The organism is Kosmotoga sp. (assembly GCF_982836095.1).
The window spans coordinates 1-4,598 of record NZ_CEYIHJ010000153.1 but is presented as its reverse complement, the minus strand read 5'-3'; the positions used below and the strand labels follow the sequence as shown (position 1 = coordinate 4,598).

4 protein-coding genes are annotated in these 4,598 nt (G+C 39.9%); all 4 read right to left on the bottom strand.

Annotation, left to right across the window (positions count from 1 at the left end; translation table 11 throughout):
• Positions 1–177: 177 nt before the first annotated feature.
• The 4 genes from icd to AC3LHT_RS09035 are packed head-to-tail and all read right to left on the bottom strand — an operon-like array spanning position 178 to position 4,288.
• Positions 178–1,371: an NADP-dependent isocitrate dehydrogenase gene (gene icd, locus AC3LHT_RS09050; RefSeq protein ID WP_488662659.1), complete on the bottom strand. Its 1,194-nt coding sequence runs from the start codon at positions 1,369–1,371 to the stop codon at positions 178–180.
• A gap of 5 nt (positions 1,372–1,376) precedes the next feature.
• Positions 1,377–1,877 (bottom strand): 3-isopropylmalate dehydratase small subunit, encoded by a 501-nt coding sequence (locus AC3LHT_RS09045; RefSeq protein ID WP_367115380.1) that lies wholly within the window; start codon positions 1,875–1,877, stop codon positions 1,377–1,379.
• Positions 1,878–1,891: 14 nt separating this feature from the next.
• Positions 1,892–3,145 (bottom strand): 3-isopropylmalate dehydratase large subunit, encoded by a 1,254-nt coding sequence (locus AC3LHT_RS09040; protein ID WP_488662658.1) that lies wholly within the window; start codon positions 3,143–3,145, stop codon positions 1,892–1,894.
• 3 nt (positions 3,146–3,148) lie between these two features.
• Positions 3,149–4,288 (bottom strand): citrate/2-methylcitrate synthase, encoded by a 1,140-nt coding sequence (locus AC3LHT_RS09035; protein WP_290647439.1) that lies wholly within the window; start codon positions 4,286–4,288, stop codon positions 3,149–3,151.
• Between the last annotated feature and the right edge of the window lie 310 nt (positions 4,289–4,598).

The window sequence follows — 4,598 nt, the reverse complement described above, 5'->3', positions numbered from 1 at the left end:
TACCCTATACCCTGCTCTTAAGATTCGGGTTTTAAAGTATGGGTGTAGGGCCTGAGGTCTAGGGTATAGCTCTTACCAAACCTTAGACCCGATTCTATAGTAAACTGCTCTAGCAGTTCATGGCATATTTTAGTAATGCAGTTCTCAATTTTCTTGACTCGAATCTCATTTTCCCTGTTACAGTCTAGATATGATTTCTTCGGCAAATTGCATAGTTTTTAGTGGTTTTATGCCTTTGGGCTTTGCCAAATCTGCTGTCATTTTGTTTTCTGCTATGGCTCTTTCTACAGCTTTTCTGATTTTTTCCGCAGCTTTTTTCCAGCCGATGTATTCAAGCATCATAGCCCCAGATAATATTAGAGAAGTTGGATTGGCAATGCTTTTCCCCTCCAGTTCTGGAGCGGTTCCATGAGTTGGTTCAAAAAGTGCTGTGTGGTCTCCAATGTTTGCACCCGGAACCAATCCTATGCCTCCTATCTGAGCTGCTGCAGCATCAGAAAGGTAATCACCATTTAAATTGGGAAGGACTATCACATCATATTCTGAAGGATTCAGAAGTATCTGTTGAAACATGTTATCTGCTATTCTGTCCTTTATTAACAACTTTCCTTTAAAATCTTTTGAGTCGCCTTCGCGAACAATTACATCTGCAAATTCATCAAAAGCTAATTCATACACCCATTTCATAAAAGCTCCTTCGGTATATTTCATGATGTTTCCCTTATGCACTATGGTTATGCTCCTTCGACCATTTTCCAACGCATACCGAATAGCCTTTCTTGCAATTCTTTTTGTTGAAAATTCGCTTATAGGCTTTATTCCAATTCCAGAATTTTTTCGAAGTGTAATGCCATATTGATTTTGCAAAAAACGAATAACTCCTTTTGCTTCCAAAGATCCCGCTTCCCATTCAATGCCTGCATATACATCCTCTGTATTTTCCCGGAAGATCACTATGTCAAGAAGTTCTGGATATTTGACAGGAGTTGGAACCCCCTTTATCCATTTTACCGGCCTAACACAGGCATAAAGGTCAAGAATCTGCCTGAGTCTTACATTCAAACTTCTGAAGCCTTTCCCAACTGGTGTAGTTAAAGGACCCTTTATAGAAACCACATGATCCTTTATGGTATTTATTGTTTCTTCGGGTAGAGGATCACCATAGTTTTTTATGGCTTTCTTACCCGCAACGATTTCTTTCCAGATGATTCTTTTCATTTCCGAGTAAGTCCGTGATATTGCTGCATCCCACACATGTATTGCAGTGTTCATTATTTCAGGGCCTATTCCATCACCTTTAATATATGGTATTATAGGACAGTCTGGTATATTAATGCTATTATCGCTTATTTTGATTTTTTCCCCTTTCATGAAGCTCACTCCTTGAAATAGTCACCGTATTTTTTTATATAGTTTTCTATGCCGCCCATTTCTATGATTTTTAGAATAAATTCAGGTAATGGCTTGAAACGATATTCTTTGTTCCTGGTGATATCTTTCAAGATTCCATTTTCAAGGTTAATTTCCAGGATGTCACCTTCGTTTATTTCATCTGCTTCTTTTAGCTCCACCAGTGGGAGACCCACATTTATGGAGTTTCTGTAAAATATTCTGGCAAAGTTTTTTGCAACAACACAAGAGATACCAGCGAGCTTCATTATTCTCGGGGCATGTTCTCTGGAAGATCCAAGGCCAAAGTTCCTTCCAGCAGTTATTAGATCTCCTTTTTCTACTTTTTGAGGGAAATCGTCTCTGGCATCTTCAAGTACATGTTTGGCAAGCTCAGGAAGGTCGGTACGCAGGTGGAAATACCTGCCAGGAGCTATATGGTCTGTTGAGATATCGTTTCCAAATTTCCAGACTTTGCCTTTTATTATCATCGAAATCCCTCCTATTTGAGAAACTCCCGGGGGTCAGTGATTTTCCCGGTAAGAGCTGAAGCTGCAGCTGTTGCGGGAGAAGCTAAAAAGATTTCCGCTTGCGGGTTTCCCATCCTACCTTTAAAATTCCTGTTCTGAGTTGAGATTACTCTTTCCCCGTCCGCCAAAACCCCTTGATGGACTCCAACACAAGGGCCACATCCCGGAGCTAATACTGTGGCTCCGCTTTCTACAAAAGTTCTTATTATGCCTTCCTCTAATGCCTTTAGATAGATATCCTTTGATGCAGGAATGACTATAAGTCTGATACTGGGATGTTTTTCTTTACCTTTCAAGATAGATGCAGCTATTTTTAGGTCTTCCAGCCTTCCATTTGTGCAGGTTCCAATGAACACTTGATCTATCTTGATCCCTTCAGCTTCTTTGATGCTTTTAGAGTTGTCAACACTATGGGGGAAAGCGATTGTCGGTTCGAGATTAGAGAGATCCAGTTGAAAGACTTTTTCATATGCGGCACCAGGGTCAGATTTTATTTCTCTATAATCCATTTCCCTACCATGCTTTTTGAGGAATATTCTGGTTTTTTCGTCTGGTGCGATTATTCCTGTTTTAGCTCCGGCTTCAATGGCCATATTTGTTATAGTAAATCTTTCTTCTTGAGACATTCGTTCAATGATTTCGCCTTCAAATTCCATTACCTTATAATTCGCTCCATCTGCCCCTATAAGGCCAATTATGTGTAAAATCACGTCTTTGGCGAAAACTCCATCTTGCATATTCCCTTTAAGAATGAATTTCACGCTTGGTGGAACTTTTAACCATACTTTTCCAAGGCCGAAAGCAAGAGCAATATCGGTTGAGCCCATTCCAGTTGCAAAAGCGCCAAGCGCGCCTGAGGTGCAAGTGTGTGAATCGGCGCCCACAATAAGGTCACCTGGTTTTGCATATCGCTCAATGAGTATCTGATGCGATATTCCTTCCCCTATATCTGAGAGAGTCGCACCGGTTCGTTTTGAAAAATCTCTTAGTTGTTTCTGTGCATTAGAGAGCTCCTTTCGTGGACTTGGGGAGGCGTGGTCTATAAAAAGTATCGAATTCGGTGCTTTCAAGCAATCAAATCCCATTTTCGCGAATTCATCGACTGCCAAAGGACCTGTCCCATCTTGAACCATGGCCAAGTCCACTCTGGCCACGACGATATCATCTGGATGTACATCTGCACCAGTGTGTTCGGAAATTATCTTTTCGGCGATTGTTTTTCCCATTTTTCATTTCCTCGCTTCCATAGGAATATATTCAGCTTGAAGAGGGCCTGTATAAATACCGCAAGGCCTTATTATCTTGTTTTCGCTGGTGTATTCAATAACATGAGCTGTCCAACCTACGACACGAGCCAAGGCAAAAATAACTGTAAAGAGTTCCTTGGAAAAACCAAGCAATTTGTAAACTATACCAGAGTAAAGATCAACATTTGGGAAAATTTTTCTGTGCCCCAGTTTTTTGATAACTACTTCTTCGAGTTTCTCCGTAATGGGGTAATATTTGGTATCACCAAGCTTCAAAGAAAGTTCTTTAGCATATTCTTTTAGAACTATGGATCTTGGATCATAGGTTTTATATACCCTGTGACCAAAGCCTGGGATTTTTCGTTTCTCCTTTAATGCAGTTTCAACAAAATTTTCTACGTTCTCTACGAGGTCTATCTCTTCAACCATATCCAGTACCTTTTCATTTGCTCCTCCATGAAGAGGCCCTTTGAGCGCCCCCATCGCGCCTGTTATGGATGAGTACATGTCTGATAGCGTAGAAGCAATTACCATAGCAGTAAAGGTAGAAGCGTTCAATCCTTGCTCGGCGTGTAATACGAATATAGAGTTCATAAGCTTGGAAATTTCTTCATCTGGTTTTTTGCCTGTTATCATATAGTAGAAATTTGAAGCATGGCCCAGTGATTTGTCTGGTGGTATGATTTCTATGTTTTGTGACAATCTATAATGATAAGAAGCTATGGTAGGCAATTTGGCAGATATTTTTGCAGCTCTGGTGATTTTATCATTAGGCTTTTCGGGCTTCTCATAGATTCCGAGCAATGAAACACAACTTCTCAAAACATCCATAGGGTGAGCATTTTTAGGAATCTTCGAAATCGCTTCTATCATATCAGGGTGTATCTCACGGTTATTTATAAAGAGCTGCTTAATTTCATCCAGCTCAATTTTGTTTGGCAACTTCTTGTACCAAAGCAAAAATGCAACTTCTTCAAAAGAGGATTCTTTTGATAGAGATTCAACTGCAATGCCTCTGTAGAAGAGCTTACCTTCTTCACCGTTTATCAGGCTCAGAGAAGTTTTTGCCACTGGAATGTTTTCAAGACCCTTGAAAAGTTTATAGTTTTCGGTATAGGGCATTATATCACCCGCCTTTTTGGATTTATATTATGTGTTCAAAGCCACTTAACGAATTGTAGCTGGAGTGAGAGCAAATGTATGTAAGAATTGATTTTGGGAGTATGAAAAATGTATTTTAGCTATTCTATCACAAATAGATAATTTTACAAAATTTAGGTGATCCTAGTTGGTATAGCTCTACGATTTGAGGACACAACAAGTTGCTATTATTTCCTGGCTTCAATACACTAGTCGCCATTTGAGTCGCTTTGTTATGGAATTTAACCACCTAGAACCCAGCATTTTAATGCCGGGAGTAGGTTAAATGAAC